The sequence below is a fragment of the Blautia sp. MSK20_18 genome (assembly GCF_020553125.1).
Lineage (GTDB): Bacteria > Bacillota > Clostridia > Lachnospirales > Lachnospiraceae > Blautia_A > Blautia_A fusiformis.
Genome location: NZ_JAJCGR010000008.1, coordinates 60,152 through 78,060, shown reverse-complemented (window position 1 = coordinate 78,060; position 17,909 = coordinate 60,152). Strand labels below are relative to the sequence as shown.

Genomic DNA, 17,909 nt, shown 5'->3' with positions numbered 1-17,909 from the left:
TAAAATATCTACTCAGTACCATATATAGTACCGAGAACAAAACGGGCACTATATATGGTGCTTTTTATGTTGACGCAAAGAGGCGTGTCTGATACAATAAGCCTACAGCGCTTTGAACACAGATCGTGAAACGGAGTGTGTTCGTAAGCAGGCAAGTGAGGCGGAATGAAATATCCGCTTATAAATAAATGCATGAGGGAGGCATTTTCTTATGTTTCAGGTAGTAAAAAGAGACGGTGAATTAGACGAATTTAAAATGGGGAAGATCACTGCGGCAATTGATAAGGCATTTGATGCCAAAGGTAAGAATTACAGTTCGGATATGATCGATCTTCTGGGACTTCGTGTTACAGCGGATTTTCAGAATAAGATCGAGAACAACCGGATTTCTGTTGAGGATATCCAGGACAGTGTGGAGAACGTGCTGATCCAGGCCGGATATTCTGATGTTGCCAAGGCGTATATCCTTTATCGTAAGCAGCGTGAGAAGATCCGCAATATGAAATCCACCATCCTTGACTATAAAGAAATCGTAAACAGCTATGTAAAGGTTGAGGACTGGCGTGTAAAGGAGAACTCAACGGTTACTTATTCTGTAGGAGGTCTGATCTTAAGCAACTCCGGAGCAGTTACCGCAAACTACTGGCTGTCTGAGATCTACGACAACGAGATCGCAGATGCACACAGAAATGCAGATATCCATATCCATGATCTGTCCATGCTGACCGGTTACTGTGCAGGCTGGTCCCTGAAGCAGCTGATCCGAGAGGGACTTGGTGGTATTGAGGGTAAGATCACTTCTGCACCTGCAAAGCATTTAAGTGTACTCTGCAACCAGATGGTGAATTTCCTGGGTATCATGCAGAACGAGTGGGCGGGCGCACAGGCATTTTCATCCTTTGATACTTATCTGGCACCTTTTGTAAAGGCAGACAACCTTTCCTATCCGGAGGTTAAGAAATGCATTGAGTCCTTTGTATATGGCGTAAATACTCCAAGCCGCTGGGGCACTCAGGCACCATTTTCCAACATTACACTGGACTGGACCGTTCCGGACGACCTTGCAGAGCTTTCGGCTATCGTAGGCGGCAAGGACATGGATTTCAAATATAAGGACTGTAAGAAAGAAATGGATATGGTCAATAAGGCATTTATCGAGACCATGATCGAGGGAGATGCCAACGGACGTGGATTCCAGTATCCGATTCCGACCTACTCCATCACAAAGGAATTCGACTGGTCTGATACCGAGAACAACCGTCTTCTCTTTGAGATGACTTCCAAGTACGGTACTCCGTATTTTTCCAATTATATCAACAGTGATATGAAGCCAAGCGACATCCGCAGCATGTGCTGCCGCCTCCGTCTGGATCTCCGTGAGCTCCGCAAAAAGAGTGGTGGATTCTTTGGCTCCGGTGAGAGCACAGGCTCTGTAGGCGTTGTTACCATCAATATGCCGCGTATCGCATACCTTTCCAGAACGCCGAAGGAATTTTATCAGCGCCTGGACCACATGATGGATATCTCCGCAAGATCTCTTCATATCAAGAGAGATGTGATCAGTAGGCTTCTGGATGAGGGACTGTATCCGTACACGAAGAGATATCTTGGAAGCTTTGACAATCATTTTTCCACCATCGGTCTTGTGGGAATGAACGAAGCGGGCTTAAATGCCTGCTGGCTGAAAAAGGACATGACAGATCCGGAAACCCAGAAGTTTACAAAAGAGGTTCTGGAGCATATGAGAAGCCGTCTTTCAGACTATCAGGAGCAGTATCCGGGAGAGCTTTTCAACCTGGAGGCAACACCGGCAGAGTCCACTGCATACCGTCTTGCCAAACACGACAGAAGCCGTTATCCGGATATCAAAACAGCAGGAAAAGAGGGCGACACTCCGTATTACACAAACAGCTCTCATCTGCCGGTTGATTACACTGCGGATATTTTTGACGCACTGGATATTCAGGACGATCTGCAGACTCTGTATACTTCAGGAACCGTATTCCATGCATTCCTTGGGGAGAAGCTTCCGGACTGGAAGGCAGCGGCAGCGCTGGTACGTAAGATCGCAGAGAATTATCGCCTGCCCTATTACACCATCTCACCGACCTATTCCGTATGTCAGGAGCATGGCTACATCAGCGGCGAGCATTTCACCTGCCCGAAATGTGGAAAGAAGGCTGAGGTTTACAGCCGTATCACAGGATATTACCGTCCTGTACAGAACTGGAACGATGGTAAGGCCCAGGAGTATAAGAACCGTACCCTCTATGATATTACCCATTCCCAGCTGAAAAAGGTCCATACCAGTGTGATGACCATGAAGGGTGACGAGGTGGAGATCCAGCCTGTGGAATCTCATAAATATCTTTTTACGACCAGCACTTGTCCGAACTGTCGTATGGCAAAGAAAATGCTGGAAGGCGAAGAGCTGGAGATCATCGATGCTGAGCAGAATCCCGAGCTTGTCAAGCAGTATGGGATCCGTCAGGCCCCGACGCTTGTCATTACTGACGGGGCGAAGGTTAGGAAGTATGTGAATGCTTCTAATATACAGAAGTATGTAGACGAAGAGTTGGATTGAGTTTTTTGCCAAAATAACTGTAAGTAAAAAATGGATGGCTGGACGCATGTCTGTTGGATGTGTGTCTGGCCTTTTTTATATTGGGAATTTTATGTTATGATATTTTATGTTTGAGATTTGGGGCCTGGAAAAGATGGTTGACATTTCATGTCGAGATGGGTATACTTATACCTGAATTTAATGATTAAAAGCGTTACGCTTTAATGTATGAATGTATACGCAAAACGCTCCATCCCGGAAGGGCCCCGCTGGGGAAGGGATTCACTTCCACCAAATTTCATGCTAAAATAAAAAAAGAAAATAAAAAAGAATAACAGAAAAGAGGAAAATTATTATGGTAAAACAGAACATCGTCTTCGTAGAAAACACTCCAGGCAGTCTTCAGAAAGTTACAAAGATTCTTGCAGAGAATCAGATCGATATCTACGGTTTCGGCTGCTTTGACGCACCGGAGTTTGCAAACTTCCGTATGGTATGCGACAATCCGGAAAGAGCAGATGAGATCATGGCTGAGCATGGATACATGACTCGTATCACACAGGCTATCCTGGTAGACCTTCAGGATGAGATCGGTGGGTTAGACAAGCTTCTTAGTGTCATGGGCGACAGCAACGTAAACCTTCATTACATCTACACCTTCTTCCACAGAGGCCTGAAAGTTCCGGTAGCGATCATGCACTGTGAGGATCTTCTGGTTGCAGAGAGTGTTCTCCGTAACAATGGATTCCAGGTTCTGAACCGCCTGGTAGATCCGGATGGAGAAGCAGAGGCGTAATCAATCGCATAAAAGGGACAAACAGGAATGAAGTATCGTATTTTTATTGTAGAAGATGACGAAACAATCGCGAATCTTCTGAAAAAGCATCTCAGTTCCTGGGGATATGACGTTTTTCTGGCTGAGGATTTTTCCAATATACTGCAGGAATTTGCGGGGAAAGATCCTCAGCTTGTTCTTCTGGATCTGAAACTTCCATTTTATAATGGCTTTCACTGGTGTGAGGAAATCCGAAAGGTTTCCCAGGTGCCGGTGATCTTCATCTCCTCCGCAGCGGATAACATGAACATGGTCATGGCCATGAGCCGTGGAGCCGATGACTTTATTGCCAAGCCTTTTGATATGGACGTACTGGTGGCCAAGATCCAGGCAATCCTCCGCAGAACCTATTCCTTCGGAAACCCGGGAAATGTCCTGGAACATAAAGGCGCGGTTCTCAATCTTTCCAGAGCGACACTGACCTGGAACGGGGAGGAGACGGAACTGACCAGAAATGAACTGCGTATCCTGGAACTGCTTTTTTCCCAGGCAGGGAAACCGGTATCCAGAGATGCCATTATGACAAAACTGTGGGAAAGTGACAGCTTTGTGGATGACAACACCCTGACCGTAAACATTACACGCCTTCGCAAAAAACTGGAGGCGGCAGGCCTTGTGGATTTTATCATCACGCGAAAAGGTCTTGGATATATGGTGTGAGGTTTTTATGGAATCATTTCGAGCATATTTAAAACAGACAAAAATTTTTTTCATCGCCTGTGTTTTTATGGCGGCTGTGTCGACAGCAGTGATCTGCCTGTACCAGCTTCCCCTGGAGGCGGCGGTCTATCTGGCAGTTCTGTGGCTGGGAGCAGGAGCTGCCGTTTTTTTATACGGTTATGCCTGTTACAGACAGAAGGTGCAGAACTTAATCCTGGTGGAAAAAGCTCCGGAGATTAATCTGGACCGGCTGGGCGAGACCACCGATGAGGTGGAGCTTCTTTACAGGGATATCATCCGGAAACTGGACGGCATGCGGATGGGTGCGGAGACAGAACGGCAGCGTTCTCTGGAAGAAATGACCGATTACTACACTATGTGGGCACATCAGATCAAGACGCCGATCTTTGCTCTACGCCTGCTGCTTCGGGAGGAGCCGGAGGAGAACCGGGAGTCCGGGGCACAGCTTTTTCGCATTGAACAGTATGTGGAGATGGTGTTGGGCTACCTTCGCACGGAGGACATGTCCGCCGATCTGAAGCTGACCCGATGCTCGCTGGATCGGATCATCCGGGAGCAGATCCATAAATACGCAGGGATCTTTGTGTCAAAAAAGCTTTCGTTATCATATGAGGGGACAGATGCGATCGTTCTTACCGATGAAAAATGGCTTGGTTTTGTCATTGGACAGATTCTTTCCAATGCGTTGAAATATACAAGAACGGGCGGCATTGAAATCTGGCTGGAGGATGAGCGTGGAAACAGGGTATCTGAGAATCCAAATTTGAAGCAGAATACGGCTCCGGGGATTTGTAATACGGCCCCGGCAACTCTGGTCATCGCAGACTCCGGCATCGGAATCCAGCCGGAGGATCTTCCGCGCATCTTCGAAAAAGGCTACACAGGCGTCAATGGACGGGAGGACAACCGTGCTACCGGGATCGGTCTGTATTTAAGCCGGAAGATCCTGAGAAAACTGGGTCACGAGATCACTGTGGATTCCCAGGTGGATAAAGGCACGGAAGTTCGGATGAGCCTGTGGAAAAAAGATCTGGAGATGTATTAACCTTACACAAATGTAAGCTTCCTCCGTAAAATGTAAGCCACTTCGATGGCAGCCGCCGGAGAATTTTCTTATACTGAAACCATAACATAGCGTTTCGGGTAATTCTTACATCAGGTTCGATCGCTTTAGAACATGATGCACGACTCCCTGGATCGCTGTAAATACAGATAAGAAAGGAATTAGCGTATGGCATTACTGGAAGTAACAAATGTAAAAAAGATATACAGCACCCGCTTCGGCGGAAATAAAGTGCAGGCACTTTTCAATGTGACATTTTCGGTGGAAGAAGGAGAATATGTGGCGATCATGGGAGAGTCCGGTTCCGGAAAAACAACACTTCTGAATATTCTGGCAGCCCTGGACCGCCCCACATCCGGCGAAGTGCTTCTGGAAGGAAAAAGCATTACTCACCTGACAGAAAAAGAAATTTCCGCATTCCGTCGGAAGAACTTAGGCTTCGTGTTCCAGGATTTCAATCTTCTGGACACCTTCAGCCTCCGGGACAATATTTATCTTCCTCTCGTGCTGGCAGGGGAAGATTATCAGGAGATGGAGCAGAAGATCCGTCCCATTGCAAAAGCCCTTCACATCAACCAGCTTCTGGAAAAATTCCCCTACGAGGTTTCCGGCGGACAGAAGCAGAGAGCAGCAGTTGCAAGGGCACTGATCACAGATCCGAAGCTGATCCTTGCGGACGAACCGACCGGAGCCCTGGATTCCCGTGCAGCCTCCGATCTTCTTTCCATGTTCAATGAGGTAAATCGGGAAGGCCAGACCATTCTCATGGTAACTCACAGCGCGCAGGCCGCCAGCCACGCATCCAGAGTACTTTTTATCAAGGATGGCGAAGTGTTCCACCAGATCTACCGTGGCACAAAAACAAGACAGGAAATGTACCAGATGATTGCAGATACCCTGACGATCCTTACGACAGGCGGTGAGACCTATGCGTAAAGGAATGTTTGGAAAACTGGCAGTGCAGAACATCCGGAATAACCGGAGCACCTATGTTCCCTATATGCTTACCTGCATTTTCTGCATTGCCATGATGTATATGATGGAATTTCTGCGGGACTGTCCCACATTGGAGAAAGCAGTGCCCCAGGCAGCAGAAGTGAGGATGATCGTAGGAACCGGTGAAGTGGTTGTTGGAATTTTCTGCGTTATCTTTCTGATCTACAGCAACAGTTTTCTCATGAAACACAGACAGAAAGAAATCGGGCTTTACAACATTCTGGGACTGGAAAAAGGCCATATCGGAAAAGTGATGTTTCTGGAAACAAGCATGACTTCGCTGCTTTCTCTGACGGCAGGGATCGGGATTGGCATCCTTGGAAGCAAGCTCTCCCTGCTTTTGCTTTTCCGTTTTCTTCATGTTCCGGCAGTGCTGGGATTTTATGTTTCCATTACAGGAATCCTGTTTTGCATCGCAGGATTTGGAGGGATTTTTCTTGTTATTCTGGCACTGAATCTTACCAGAGTAAGGATGAATAACCCCATAGAACTTCTGAGAGGCGGAAACACAGGAGAGAAGGAGCCCCGGGCAAAATGGCTCATGGCACTTCTGGGGATGATTTCTCTTGGAGTGGGATATTATCTGGCAGTAACCACGGAATCCCCAATCCAGGCAATTTTCATTTTTCTTCTGGCAGTGATTCTGGTTATGGCAGGAACGTATCTTCTTTTTACCGCAGGAAGCATTGTAATCCTGAAACTTTTGCGAAAGAACAAAAAGTTCTACTATAAAACCGGCAACTTTATCAGTGTCTCCGGCATGATCTATCGTATGAAACAAAATGCGGCAGGCCTGGCCAGCATCTGTATTTTAAGTACAGGAGTGCTCCTGCTTCTTTCTATGACTGTGTCGCTGTATTTTGGAATGGGTGACATCATGGTGAACCGGTATCCTTTTGATACGGATGCCAGGATTTCGGGCATCAGCCAGGAACAGAGTGAACAGATTCAGAAAGTTTTTGCACAGGCAATCAAAAATGATCAGGTGCCGGCAGAAAAAACAGTGGACGAAACTTATCTCGAGATCGGCTGCAGGCAGGAAAAAAACGGTATTATGATCGGACAGGCTTACAGTTACTCAGAAGATGGAAAATCCGTAGATCTGTATACGATCCGTCAGTCTGAGTATGAGAAACTTACCGGTGAAAAAACAGATCTTCACGACGGCGAGATCTTTGCCTGGTATCCGTCTGAAAAGGAAAAAGACATATTAAAAATTGATGACCGGGATTTTGCAGTAAAAAAATGGCTGGAAAAAGCACCTTTAAGTGCCATGAACAATCTGGTATCCAATATGGCGGCAATTGTTGTGACGGATTCCGATTTCGAGTATATTGACGGGCTTCGGACAAAGATGTATGAAGGTCTTGATGCCTACGAGGCTGGAAAAGATCTCACAGTTCATTTGGGTGTAGATATCCGTGGCAGCGGGGAGGAAAAGATCCGGTATGGCCAGGCTGTTTATCAGGCACTGAAAGATTACTGCAGAAGCGGTGGCTTTTCAGAGAATACCATCGTGATCGGTGGTGTCCGCCAGAGTGAGTACGAAACGTATTATGTAGATAATGGAACGATCCTGTTTATTGGAATCTTTTTGGGAGCACTGTTCCTTATGGGAACGGCGATGATCATTTACTACAAACAGATCTCAGAGGGCTACGAAGATCAGGGAAGGTTCCAGATCATGCAGAAAGTAGGTATGAGCCGCAGAGAGGTGAAAGGAGCTATCCGCAGACAGATCCTTCTGGTATTTTTTATCCCGCTTGTGATGGCAATGGTGCATATTTCCATGGCATTTCCGCTGATCCGCCGGCTCCTGCTGCTGTTCGGAATGGCCAATACAAAATTGTACGTGGGCTGCACTGCGGGAACGGTTCTGGCCTTTGCGCTGGTCTATGGACTGATCTACTCCATGACAGCCAGATCTTACTATAAAATAGTGGAAAAAGCATAAAATCGGTGAAAAAGCACAGCTGTGTTTGCTGTGAAGTATTGAAGTTTTGATATGGCAATGCTACAATAAAGGGGCGTGTCAGGAAGCAGAAAAGTTTCCGGACACGCTCTTATTTACATGTACAACGAACTATAGCGATGCACTAATTTATTGGATCGCTGTAAGACGAGACGCTGGTGATCGCTGCACAGATCGGAGAAGCCTGCAAAGGTGCTTTTCATAGTTGCGTTTTATAACGGAATGTACATACAATGGAGGAAATCGATGAAAAGAGAAAGTTTCAGAAAAGGTATGAAGGATGGAGTTCCCATCGCTCTTGGATATTTTGCGGTATCCTTTACCTTTGGCATGATGGCTGTTGCCGGCGGCTTGCGTATCTGGCAGGCAGTTCTGATCTCCCTGACCAACCTGACATCGGCCGGTCAGTTTGCGGGACTGGACATTATTTTTGCGGGAGGCTCCATGTGGGAGATGGCAATGACTCAGCTGATCATCAACCTGAGATACTGCCTGATGTCATTTTCCCTGTCCCAGAAATTCCGGCGTGAGGAGTCCGGTATCCTGAAATACATCGCTGCTTTTGGTATCACCGATGAAATTTTCGGGATCAGTGCGGCCCAGGAGGGAAAGGTCAGCGTATTTTATAATTACGGAGCCATGTGCGTGGCAATTCCCGGATGGACTCTTGGAACTCTGGCAGGAGGAATCTCCGGAAGCCTTTTGCCGGATTTTATGCTTAGTGCGTTGAGCGTTGCCATTTACGGAATGTTCCTGGCCATCATCATCCCGCCGTCCAAAAAGAGCAGACCGGTTCTTGGGGTTGTTGTGGCATCCATGGCAGTCAGCACTGTTTTTGCGGTGACACCGGTGTTAAAACAGGTATCATCCGGATTTATGATCATTATCACAACACTTCTGGTAGCAGGCCTGGCGGCTTATTTCTGCCCGCTGGAAGAGAAAGGGGAAGCCGTTCATGAGTCATAATGTATATCTCTATATCCTGGTGATGGCAATTGTCACCTATCTCATCCGTATGCTGCCCCTTGCTCTTGCAAAAAACGAGATCAGAAGCCCGTTTATCAAGTCCTTTCTGTATTATGTGCCATATGCCTGTCTGGCAGCCATGACCTTCCCGGCCATCCTGAAGGCCACAGACAGCATCATCTCCGGTGCAGCAGGTTTCCTGGTAGCACTTATTGCTGCATATAAGGAAAAAAGCCTGATCACAGTAGCCCTGCTGGCATGTGCGGCGGTGTTTATCGTGGAGAGGGTTCTGGTATTTATTTGAAGAGGGGATATGTGGAAATATAATACGCAGGAGGGAGTTTCGAAAAGCTCCCTCCATTTTCATTTATTCACCTAAAAATCCAAGATCGATCTCTCCGTCAAACACCGTAGTTGCAGGTCCTGTCATATATACAAGGTTTTCATCTCTTTCCCAGGAGATGTTTAAGTCTCCGCCAAGAAGCTGTACAGTAACCGGCTTACTGCCATCAACCTTGTCATTGAGGATGGAAGCTACCGTAACTGCGCAGGCACCTGTGCCGCAGGCAAGGGTTTCTCCGGAGCCACGCTCCCATACACGCATCTTTACGGTGTGGCGGTCGATCACCTGAACAAACTCAGTGTTGACTCTGTCCGGGAAGCATACGTGATTTTCAAAGGACGGGCCGATCTTTTCCAGGTCAAGGCTGTCCACATCGTCTACGTAGATGATGGCATGAGGATTACCCATGGAAACTGCGGTCATGTGATATTCTTTTCCGTCGACGGTGATGGGAGCGTCGATCACCTGCTCGGTTTCGGAAACCACCGGGATCTCTTTTGCAGTGAGGATCGGGGAGCCCATGTTGACTTTTACCATGGAGGCCTTGCCGTCGCGGATAGTAAGATCCACATATTTGATACCGCTTCTTGTGGCGATGCTTAAAGAAGTTTTGTCCACAATGCCGTGGTCATAGACATATTTGGCAACGCAGCGGATACCGTTTCCGCACATGGCACCCTGAGAGCCGTCCAGATTGTACATATCCATCTCGCAGTCTGCAATCTTCGACGGGCGGATCAGGATCAGCCCATCGGAACCAATGCCAAAATGACGGTCGCTGACAAATTTTGCCACTGCGGCCGGATCCTTAACAGTTTCCTCGAAACAGTTTACATATACATAATCGTTTCCAATGCCGTGCATTTTCGTGAATTTCATAATAGTAGCCTCCTCTTGTTTCTGAATATTATACTTGTTTTTTCTGTTGGAGCACAAGACCCACATGAAAAAAACACGCAGGTTTTTTCCATTTGTTGCCTTTAATAGTATAGTATATTGGACAATTGTTATCGAAAAGTGAATTTTCCCTGTGGAATTCCCATAAATTACAGGTGGATTTTCGGATTTATGGGTTTTATATGCTTGCATTTTGTCAGAAACATGGTATCATAAAACAAAGTAATATGCATGGAGATGTATAATTATGCTGTACATTACGGATTGTGCTGTTACTGTTCACTGGTAATATTCCGCGAGGTGTTTTTTGTGACCACAGGTCACAGAAAACCCGAGAATCTCGGCGCGAAATCATGCAAAAGCATGATTTCTGTGCATCGCGGAGCGTGTTGCTGGTCACGAAGTGAACAGTAACATTGGACTGACAGAAGCAGAGAGACAGTTAACGTAAAGTACATAGAATTCAGGAGGAAGAAAAAATGAAGAGAAAATTTATGGCACTTGCACTTGCAGCAGCTATGACAGTTTCTATGACATCCGCTGTTTTTGCAGCAGATGAGATCAAGAGCGCAGATGATCTGGAGGGTAAGAAGATCGGTGTTCAGCTTGGAACAACCGGTGATGCAGACGCTACAGAGGTTAAAGACGCAACAGTAGAGAGATACAACAAAGGTAATGACGCTGTTATGGCTCTGAAACAGGGTAAGATTGACTGCGTAGTGATCGACAGCGAGCCTGCCAAGAAATTTGTTGAGAAAAACGATGATCTTGAGATCGTTGAGGATATTTTTGATAAAGAGGAGTATGCAATCTGTCTTTCCAAAGATAATGCAGACCTTACCAAAGAGTTCAACGAAGCGCTGAAGGAGCTGAAGGATGACGGAACTCTGGATTCCATCAGAGATAACTACATCGGTGATGATGCAGGTAAGACACCGTATGAGACTCCTAAGGATGCAGATCACTCCAAGGGAACTCTTACCATGGCAACAAACGCAACCTTCCAGCCATACGAATACTATGACGGAGATAAGATCGTAGGTATTGATGTTGATATCGCTCAGGCTGTCTGCGACAAGCTTGGATATGAGCTGAAGGTCGAGGATATGGAGTTTGATGCGATCGTAAATTCTGTTAAATCCGGAAAAGCTGATTTCGGTGCTGCAGGAATGACAGTAACAGAGGATCGTAAAAAGAGCGTTGATTTCACTGATCCGTACACAACTGCAGAGCAGGTTGTTATTGTAAAGAAATAATTTTGCACAGAGAAATCAGAGGATTCTGAACGGATAAGCTGAGAAACAGATATTCGTTGCAGGGTTCAGTAGCGAATGATCAGGTTCCGGATATCCGGGTATGTTTTCCGGATTTCGGAACCTGTAGTTTTGGAAAGGGTGGAAATTTTGAGTCTTATTGAACAGTTTCAGTTTAACTTTCTGGACGACAATCGCTGGCAGTTCATTTTGTCCGGTCTGAAAAATACCATCATCATTACTTTTTTTGCTGTACTTCTTGGTATTTTTCTGGGATTTGTCATTGCTATTGTCCGTTCTACACATGATAAGACAGGTAAGCTTAAGATCCTTAATGTGATCTGTCGTGTTTATCTGACTGTGATCCGCGGTACACCAACGATGGTACAGCTGCTGATCGTATTTTATGTTATTTTTGCAACCATAGATCCGGGTAAGATAGTTGTTGCCATTATCGCCTTTGGTATGAACTCTGCTGCATACGTGGCTGAGATCGTCCGTTCCGGTATCATGTCTATTGATCAGGGACAGTTTGAGGCAGGACGGAGCTTGGGTCTTAACTATACACAGACTATGATCAAGATCATTCTTCCGCAGGCGGTCAAGAACATCCTGCCGGCCCTTGGAAACGAGCTGATTGTACTTTTGAAGGAGACATCCATCAGTGGTTATATCGGACTTATGGATCTGACCCGTGGCGGAGACATTATCCGAAGCCAGACCTACAGTGCACTGTTCCCGCTGCTGGTAGTAGCTGCGATCTATCTTGTGATCGTTTGTTTTCTTACCTATCTGGTAGGAAGACTTGAAAGGAGGCTGAGAACCAATGAGCGTAAGTAATGAAGTGCTTCTGGATGTACAGGGACTTGAAAAGGCCTATGGCGGCAATCAGGTTCTCAACGGGATCACCACACAGATCCGCAGAGGTGAAGTAGTAGCCATTATCGGACCATCCGGCTGTGGTAAATCTACATTCCTCCGTTCCCTGAATCTCCTTGAGGAGCCGACCGGGGGAAAAATCCTCTTTGAGGGAACCGACATCACAGATTCCAAGGTGGATATCAACCGTCATCGTCAGAAGATCGGAATGGTATTCCAGCAGTTTAATCTTTTTCCACATAAGACAGTAAAAGAGAACATTATGCTCGCACCTGTGACTCTGAATCTTATGAGTAAGGAAGAGGCTGAAAAAACGGCACTGGAGCTTCTGGAGCGAGTAGGTCTTCCGGATAAGGCAGATTCCTATCCGGACATGCTTTCCGGCGGTCAGAAGCAGCGTATCGCCATTGCAAGATCTCTTGCTATGAACCCGGACGTGATGCTGTTTGATGAGCCTACATCTGCTCTTGATCCGGAGATGGTAGGAGAGGTCTTGGAACTGATGCAGGAGCTTGCAAGATCCGGCATGACCATGGTTGTGGTAACTCATGAGATGGGCTTTGCCCGCGAGGTGGCAACCAGAGTCCTCTTCATTGATGAAGGAAAGATCCAGGAAGAAAATTCTCCTAAGGAATTCTTTGCAAATCCAAAGAATAAGAGACTTCGAGAGTTTCTTTCAAAGACATTATAATGACATTATAAATATAAGAATATTAAAAACGGATGCTTGATCCTCCTGTGGAAATGCTGCAGGAGATAAAGCATCCGTTTTTTGTAGTGCTAGTTGCAAAAAAATCTTTTTTCTTTCCGCTGCTCAGTGGATTTCTTCACCGGCAGTTTTTTGTGCGGCTTTTATTTCGTTGTAACAGTATTTGATGATAGATTTTCTGGTTATGATCCCGATGAAGGAGCCCTGGTCATCTACCACCGGTACGAAGTTCTGATTAATGGCGCGATCCAGGAGATCTTCCATATTGGAATCTGCATGGACCGGTTTGTAGGTGGCACGGCGTGGGATCGCCATGATCGGGATTCCCTCTGTTTCCTTGATGTCGTGGATATCTGCACGGCGCATGCCCCAGAGGAGATCTCCCTCTGAGATGGTGCCGAGATATTTGCCGTCCATGGTGAGGATAGGAATGCAGGAGTACTTGCGGTGCTCCATTTTTTCGAGGGTCTGGCGAAGAGTTTCATCCTCAAAGATGTAGGCTACTTCGCTTTTGGGAATCAGAAAAAACAGAATGTTCACGTTATTACCTCATTTCCGCGAAAATTATAAATAAATCTGTAGGCTGTTTTAGAGAAGCTGAAGTCCGTGTGTCTCTGCAGCATCTGTGATCTCCTTCGGCCAGAGAGAGACATGTACTTCTCCGATGTGTGCTTTACGAAGGAAGAACATACAGATCCTAGACTGTCCGATACCACCACCGATGGTGTACGGAAGCTCTTTGTTCAGGATGGCCTTCTGGAATGGAAGCTCTCTTCGGTCATCACAGCCTGCTTCGGTAAGCTGGCGGTCAAGTGCGTCCTCGTCAACACGGATTCCCATTGAGGAAAGCTCAAGGGCAATGTCAAGTACCGGATAGTATACGAGGATATCACCGTTCAGTTCCCAGTCATCATAGTCCGGGGCACGTCCGTCGTGGCGCTCGCCGTTGGTGAGGGTTTTGCCGACTTTCATAAGGAAGACAGCGCCCTTTTCACGGGTGATCCGATATTCACGTTCCTTCGGTGTACAGTCCGGATACATGTCAAGAAGCTCCTGAGTTGTGATAAAGAAGATATCCTTCGGAAGGATCTCCTCGATGTAGTCATACTGTACAGCCATGTATTTCTCAGTTTTACGAAGGACACTGTAAATGGTGCGTACGGTTTCCTTGAGAGTCTCCATGGAACGTTCTTCTTTGGAGATGATCTTTTCCCAGTCCCACTGGTCTACGTAAACAGAGTGGATATTGTCCAGATCTTCATCCCGGCGGATGGCTACCATATCTGTGTAAAGACCTTCTCCGTGAGAAAATCCGTATTTTTTCAGTGCGTAGCGTTTCCATTTGGCAAGGGAGTGTACGATTTCGGCGTTGCTTCCTTCGATAGCCTTGATATCAAAGCTTACCGGGCGCTCTACACCATTAAGGTTGTCATTAAGGCCGGATTCCGGTGCTACAAATGTTGGAGCGGATACTCGAAGAAGGTTCAGCTTCTGTGAGAGTGTCTGCTGGAAGAAATCTTTTACTGTTTTGATCGCAATCTGTGTGTCATGGAGGTTCAGGTCTGCATGATAGGTTGCGGGGATTGTGATTGTATTCATTATCGGCTCCTCCTGATGATTTTTAGGCTTATTGCTCTGTGGGGTATTATAGCAGAAAATGGGTGGAGTGGCAATATAATGAGAGGGGAAGTCTTTTGGGGTATCGTAGAAAAATGCTGGGTATTAAATGCCTGGTGTGATATACTGAAAAAAGAATGCTTATGTTTACGACGGAAATATAAATATCCGTTTTGACGGATAGAATGGAGGGAGCTTATGGCAGGTCAAAGGTGTCAGGTTTGTGGGGGTAAGGTTGTAAATGGCAGGTGTTCATTATGTGGGATGCCTTACAGAAATGATGAGGTGTTATATCATTTGAATGAGCCCCGGGAGATACATTATAAACATGCTTCCGCCAAAGTGCGGGATATGATGCGGCAGTATGGACAGGATGCTGATCAAACAACACAACATAACGGAAACGTAAACCGGAATACGAACGTAAACCGGAATACGAACGCAAACCGGAATACAAATATAAATCGGAATACGAATGCAAGCCGCAATACCGATTTGAATCGGAATCTAACCAGAAGCCGGAATACAGGTGCAGCAGCCGGACGTAAGACTGCTGCGGCAGTTAATACCAGGAATAAAACAACGGTGGGCAGAAATCGTGCAGAAGTTTTAGATCAGGGAAAAAAACAGCAAAAAAAAGATCAGAAAAGCAGCGGGGCAGGCTGGATCATATGGTTTATAGTGACACTGGCCATTCTGCTTCCGAAATTATGGGATTTTCTTGCAGACTGGATCGGAACAAATTTGTGAGAATATTTCTGCAGTGAGATCAGGCAGTGCTAAGTGTCTGTATTTTCGTGTATACAGAAATATCCCTTTTCTTTTCTCCTCAGCTGTGTTATACTCATGCCTAGCACAACATATAGATGAAAAACAATATATAGAAGATATAGGTACTATATATAGTATTTTGCATAGCGACTTATATATAGCACAGGGAGGGATGAGCAATGTTATATGTAATCAAGAAAGACGGGACAAGAGAGGAGTTTAATCCGCAGAAGATCGTGGCTGCCGTGAACAAATCCGCAGAGCGTATTCTTTATACTTTTTCAGACGAGGAGAAGGATTTTATCTGCCGTTTTGCCCAGGAGCATGCGGATTCCCTTGGAAAGAATGAGATTGAGATCCAGGAGATGCACAATATCGTGGAGGGGGCTCTGGAGCGTGTGAATCCGGCAGTTGCCAAGAGCTACCGTGATTATCGGAATTACAAGCTGGATTTTATCCATATGATGGATGATGTCTATACCAAGAGTCAGGCGATCCGTTATATCGGTGATAAAAGTAATGCCAATACAGACAGCGCCCTTGTTGCCACGAAACGAAGCCTGATCTTTAATGAGCTGAACAAGGAACTCTATCGGAAGTTTTTTATGAACCGTAATGAGCTTCAGGCATGTAAGGACGGCTACATTTATATTCATGACCAGTCTGCACGTCTGGATACCATGAATTGCTGTCTGTTCGATGTGGCAGCTGTTTTAAGTGGCGGTTTTGAGATGGGCAATGTCTGGTATAACGAGCCGAAGACTCTGGATACAGCCTTTGATGTTATGGGGGATATCATTCTCAGTACAGCAGCACAGCAGTATGGTGGCTTTACAGTGCCGGAGGTTGATAAGATCCTGGCACCGTATGCAAAGAAGAGCTATGATAAATATATTTCCGAATTTATGAAATACTCGGATGAGAGCTGGAGTGGCCGTGAGGAGAGAGCTATTGAGTATGCTCTTGATAAGGTCCGCAGGGATTATGACCAGGGCTGGCAGGGAATTGAGTACAAGCTGAATACCGTCGGTTCTTCCAGAGGTGATTATCCGTTTGTTACGGTGACACTTGGTCTCGGAACCGAGCAGTTTGAGAAGATGTGTACGATTTCCCTTCTTGAGGTCCATCAGGGAGGACAGGGTAAGGCCGGACACAAGAAACCGGTACTTTTCCCGAAGATCGTATTCCTTTATGACAAAGAGATCCATGGTCCCGGAAAGTGCTGTGAGGATATTTTTGAGGCCGGTGTGGAGTGTTCCTCCAAAACCATGTATCCGGACTGGCTGTCTATGTCCGGCGCAGGCTATATTTCCAGTATGTACAGGAAATACAAGAAGGTCATCAGCCCGATGGGATGCCGTGCTTTCTTAAGTCCGTGGTATGAGCGTGGCGGTATGGAGCCGGCGGATGAGAATGATACGCCTGTTTTTGTGGGACGTTTTAACATTGGTGCGGTAAGCCTTCATCTTCCGATGATCCTTGCAAAAGCCAGAGCGGAGAGCAGAGATTTTTATGAGGTTCTGGATTTCTATCTGGAAATGATCCGTAACCTGCATATTCGCACTTACGAATATCTGGGACAGATGCGTGCATCCACCAACCCGCTTGCATATTGTGAAGGCGGTTTCTACGGCGGACATCTGAAACCGAATGAAAAGATTGGCAAGATCCTGAAGCCTATGACAGCTTCCTTCGGTATCACAGCGTTAAATGAGCTTCAGGAACTTTACAATGGCAAATCCATTGCCGAGGATGGGGCGTTTGCTCTGGAGGTCTTGAAATATATCAATGACAAGGTAAATCAGTACAAGAAGGAAGATGGTTATCTTTATGCGATCTACGGAACACCGGCAGAGAGTCTTTGTGGCCTGCAGGTAGAGCAGTTCCGTAAGATGTATGGAATCATTGAGGGCGTTTCTGACAGACCATATGTGAGCAACAGCTTCCACTGCCATGTAACAGAGGATGTGACTCCGATCGAGAAACAGGATCTGGAGGGACGTTTCTGGGAGCTCTGCAATGGCGGTAAGATTCAGTATGTACGTTATCCGATCGGCTACAATAAGGAAGCTATCCGTACACTGATCCGCAGAGCCATGGATCTGGGATATTATGAGGGAGTGAACCTTTCTCTTGCATACTGTGACGATTGTGGTCATGAGGAACTGGAGATGGATGTATGCCCTGTCTGCGGTTCCAGAAATCTGACCAAGATCGACCGTATGAACGGATATCTTTCCTACAGCCGTGTCCATGGAGATACCCGCCTGAATGAGGCGAAGATGGCTGAGATCGCTGAGCGAAAATCTATGTAAATGCTAGCTGTCCGATCAACTGTGGAACAGTGATCGGACAGCCAGACAA

16 protein-coding genes are annotated in these 17,909 nt (G+C 46.3%); 13 read left to right on the top strand and 3 right to left on the bottom strand.

The window, feature by feature from the left end; translation table 11 throughout:
• Nucleotides 1–211 precede the first annotated feature (211 nt).
• The 8 genes from LI091_RS06860 (at nt 212) to LI091_RS06825 (ending at nt 9,380) form a co-directional block, all read left to right on the top strand.
• A complete protein-coding gene (locus tag LI091_RS06860) occupies nt 212–2,584 on the top strand; it encodes a ribonucleoside triphosphate reductase (RefSeq protein ID WP_265190960.1) in 2,373 nt (790 codons plus the stop codon).
• A gap of 334 nt (nt 2,585–2,918) precedes the next feature.
• Complete coding sequence (locus tag LI091_RS06855; protein ID WP_015526141.1) at nt 2,919–3,359, top strand: ACT domain-containing protein; 441 nt, start codon at nt 2,919–2,921, stop codon at nt 3,357–3,359.
• 27 nt (nt 3,360–3,386) lie between these two features.
• On the top strand, nt 3,387–4,058 hold the full coding sequence (locus LI091_RS06850; protein ID WP_022426863.1) for a response regulator transcription factor: 672 nt from the start codon (nt 3,387–3,389) through the stop codon (nt 4,056–4,058).
• A 7-nt stretch (nt 4,059–4,065) separates the two neighbouring features.
• The gene (locus LI091_RS06845) at nt 4,066–5,124 is read left to right on the top strand and encodes a sensor histidine kinase (RefSeq protein ID WP_022426864.1); all 1,059 of its coding nucleotides are present in this window, start codon (nt 4,066–4,068) and stop codon (nt 5,122–5,124) included.
• A 186-nt stretch (nt 5,125–5,310) separates the two neighbouring features.
• Nucleotides 5,311–6,078, top strand: coding sequence for an ABC transporter ATP-binding protein (locus LI091_RS06840; RefSeq protein WP_015526139.1), 768 nt, complete (start codon nt 5,311–5,313; stop codon nt 6,076–6,078).
• Nucleotides 6,071–8,092, top strand: a complete 2,022-nt coding sequence (locus LI091_RS06835; protein WP_022426865.1) for an ABC transporter permease — start codon at nt 6,071–6,073, stop codon at nt 8,090–8,092. Before LI091_RS06840 ends, LI091_RS06835 begins: the two co-directional genes overlap by 8 nt.
• 264 nt (nt 8,093–8,356) lie before the next feature.
• Nucleotides 8,357–9,076, top strand: coding sequence for an AzlC family ABC transporter permease (locus tag LI091_RS06830; protein ID WP_015526136.1), 720 nt, complete (start codon nt 8,357–8,359; stop codon nt 9,074–9,076).
• On the top strand, nt 9,066–9,380 hold the full coding sequence (locus LI091_RS06825; RefSeq protein WP_015526135.1) for an AzlD domain-containing protein: 315 nt from the start codon (nt 9,066–9,068) through the stop codon (nt 9,378–9,380). The genes LI091_RS06830 and LI091_RS06825 overlap by 11 nt, the downstream gene beginning before the upstream one ends.
• A gap of 63 nt (nt 9,381–9,443) precedes the next feature.
• On the opposite strand, the gene dapF is transcribed toward LI091_RS06825, so the two are convergent.
• Nucleotides 9,444–10,298, bottom strand: coding sequence for a diaminopimelate epimerase (gene dapF / locus LI091_RS06820; RefSeq protein ID WP_256163833.1), 855 nt, complete (start codon nt 10,296–10,298; stop codon nt 9,444–9,446).
• Nucleotides 10,299–10,795: 497 nt separating this feature from the next.
• Here dapF and LI091_RS06815 point away from each other — a divergent pair, with 497 nt between their 5' ends.
• The 3 genes from LI091_RS06815 to LI091_RS06805 all read left to right on the top strand — a co-directional run bounded on the left by LI091_RS06815 (nt 10,796) and on the right by LI091_RS06805 (nt 13,139).
• A complete protein-coding gene (locus LI091_RS06815; protein WP_015526132.1) occupies nt 10,796–11,572 on the top strand; it encodes a transporter substrate-binding domain-containing protein in 777 nt (258 codons plus the stop codon).
• Between the two features lie 144 nt (nt 11,573–11,716).
• Nucleotides 11,717–12,409 (top strand): amino acid ABC transporter permease, encoded by a 693-nt coding sequence (locus LI091_RS06810; RefSeq protein WP_059086976.1) that lies wholly within the window; start codon nt 11,717–11,719, stop codon nt 12,407–12,409.
• The gene (locus tag LI091_RS06805) at nt 12,396–13,139 is read left to right on the top strand and encodes an amino acid ABC transporter ATP-binding protein (protein ID WP_021651603.1); all 744 of its coding nucleotides are present in this window, start codon (nt 12,396–12,398) and stop codon (nt 13,137–13,139) included. Before LI091_RS06810 ends, LI091_RS06805 begins: the two co-directional genes overlap by 14 nt.
• A 123-nt stretch (nt 13,140–13,262) precedes the next feature.
• Here the strand turns inward: LI091_RS06805 and LI091_RS06800 are convergent, their stop codons facing one another.
• Complete coding sequence (locus tag LI091_RS06800; protein ID WP_021651604.1) at nt 13,263–13,697, bottom strand: CBS domain-containing protein; 435 nt, start codon at nt 13,695–13,697, stop codon at nt 13,263–13,265.
• Between the two features lie 48 nt (nt 13,698–13,745).
• Nucleotides 13,746–14,756, bottom strand: coding sequence for an aspartate--ammonia ligase (asnA, locus tag LI091_RS06795; protein ID WP_015526128.1), 1,011 nt, complete (start codon nt 14,754–14,756; stop codon nt 13,746–13,748).
• Between the two features lie 216 nt (nt 14,757–14,972).
• On the opposite strand from asnA, the gene LI091_RS06790 reads away from it, so the two are divergent.
• Nucleotides 14,973–15,524, top strand: a complete 552-nt coding sequence (locus LI091_RS06790; RefSeq protein ID WP_173740610.1) for a hypothetical protein — start codon at nt 14,973–14,975, stop codon at nt 15,522–15,524.
• Nucleotides 15,525–15,724: 200 nt separating this feature from the next.
• Nucleotides 15,725–17,860, top strand: coding sequence for an anaerobic ribonucleoside-triphosphate reductase (nrdD, locus tag LI091_RS06785; protein ID WP_015526126.1), 2,136 nt, complete (start codon nt 15,725–15,727; stop codon nt 17,858–17,860).
• Nucleotides 17,861–17,909 lie beyond the last annotated feature (49 nt).

Bases quoted from the DNA above. Each gene is read 5' to 3' on its own strand.
- LI091_RS06860 (WP_265190960.1), top strand. From the start codon at position 212: ATGTTTCAGGTAGTAAAAAGAGACGGTGAATTAGACGAATTTAAAATG.
- LI091_RS06855 (WP_015526141.1), top strand. From the start codon at position 2,919: ATGGTAAAACAGAACATCGTCTTCGTAGAAAACACTCCAGGCAGTCTT.
- LI091_RS06850 (WP_022426863.1), top strand. From the start codon at position 3,387: ATGAAGTATCGTATTTTTATTGTAGAAGATGACGAAACAATCGCGAAT.
- LI091_RS06845 (WP_022426864.1), top strand. From the start codon at position 4,066: ATGGAATCATTTCGAGCATATTTAAAACAGACAAAAATTTTTTTCATC.
- LI091_RS06840 (WP_015526139.1), top strand. From the start codon at position 5,311: ATGGCATTACTGGAAGTAACAAATGTAAAAAAGATATACAGCACCCGC.
- LI091_RS06835 (WP_022426865.1), top strand. From the start codon at position 6,071: ATGCGTAAAGGAATGTTTGGAAAACTGGCAGTGCAGAACATCCGGAAT.
- LI091_RS06830 (WP_015526136.1), top strand. From the start codon at position 8,357: ATGAAAAGAGAAAGTTTCAGAAAAGGTATGAAGGATGGAGTTCCCATC.
- LI091_RS06825 (WP_015526135.1), top strand. From the start codon at position 9,066: ATGAGTCATAATGTATATCTCTATATCCTGGTGATGGCAATTGTCACC.
- dapF (WP_256163833.1), bottom strand. From the start codon at position 10,298: ATGAAATTCACGAAAATGCACGGCATTGGAAACGATTATGTATATGTA.
- LI091_RS06815 (WP_015526132.1), top strand. From the start codon at position 10,796: ATGAAGAGAAAATTTATGGCACTTGCACTTGCAGCAGCTATGACAGTT.
- LI091_RS06805 (WP_021651603.1), top strand. From the start codon at position 12,396: ATGAGCGTAAGTAATGAAGTGCTTCTGGATGTACAGGGACTTGAAAAG.
- asnA (WP_015526128.1), bottom strand. From the start codon at position 14,756: ATGAATACAATCACAATCCCCGCAACCTATCATGCAGACCTGAACCTC.
- LI091_RS06790 (WP_173740610.1), top strand. From the start codon at position 14,973: ATGGCAGGTCAAAGGTGTCAGGTTTGTGGGGGTAAGGTTGTAAATGGC.
- nrdD (WP_015526126.1), top strand. From the start codon at position 15,725: ATGTTATATGTAATCAAGAAAGACGGGACAAGAGAGGAGTTTAATCCG.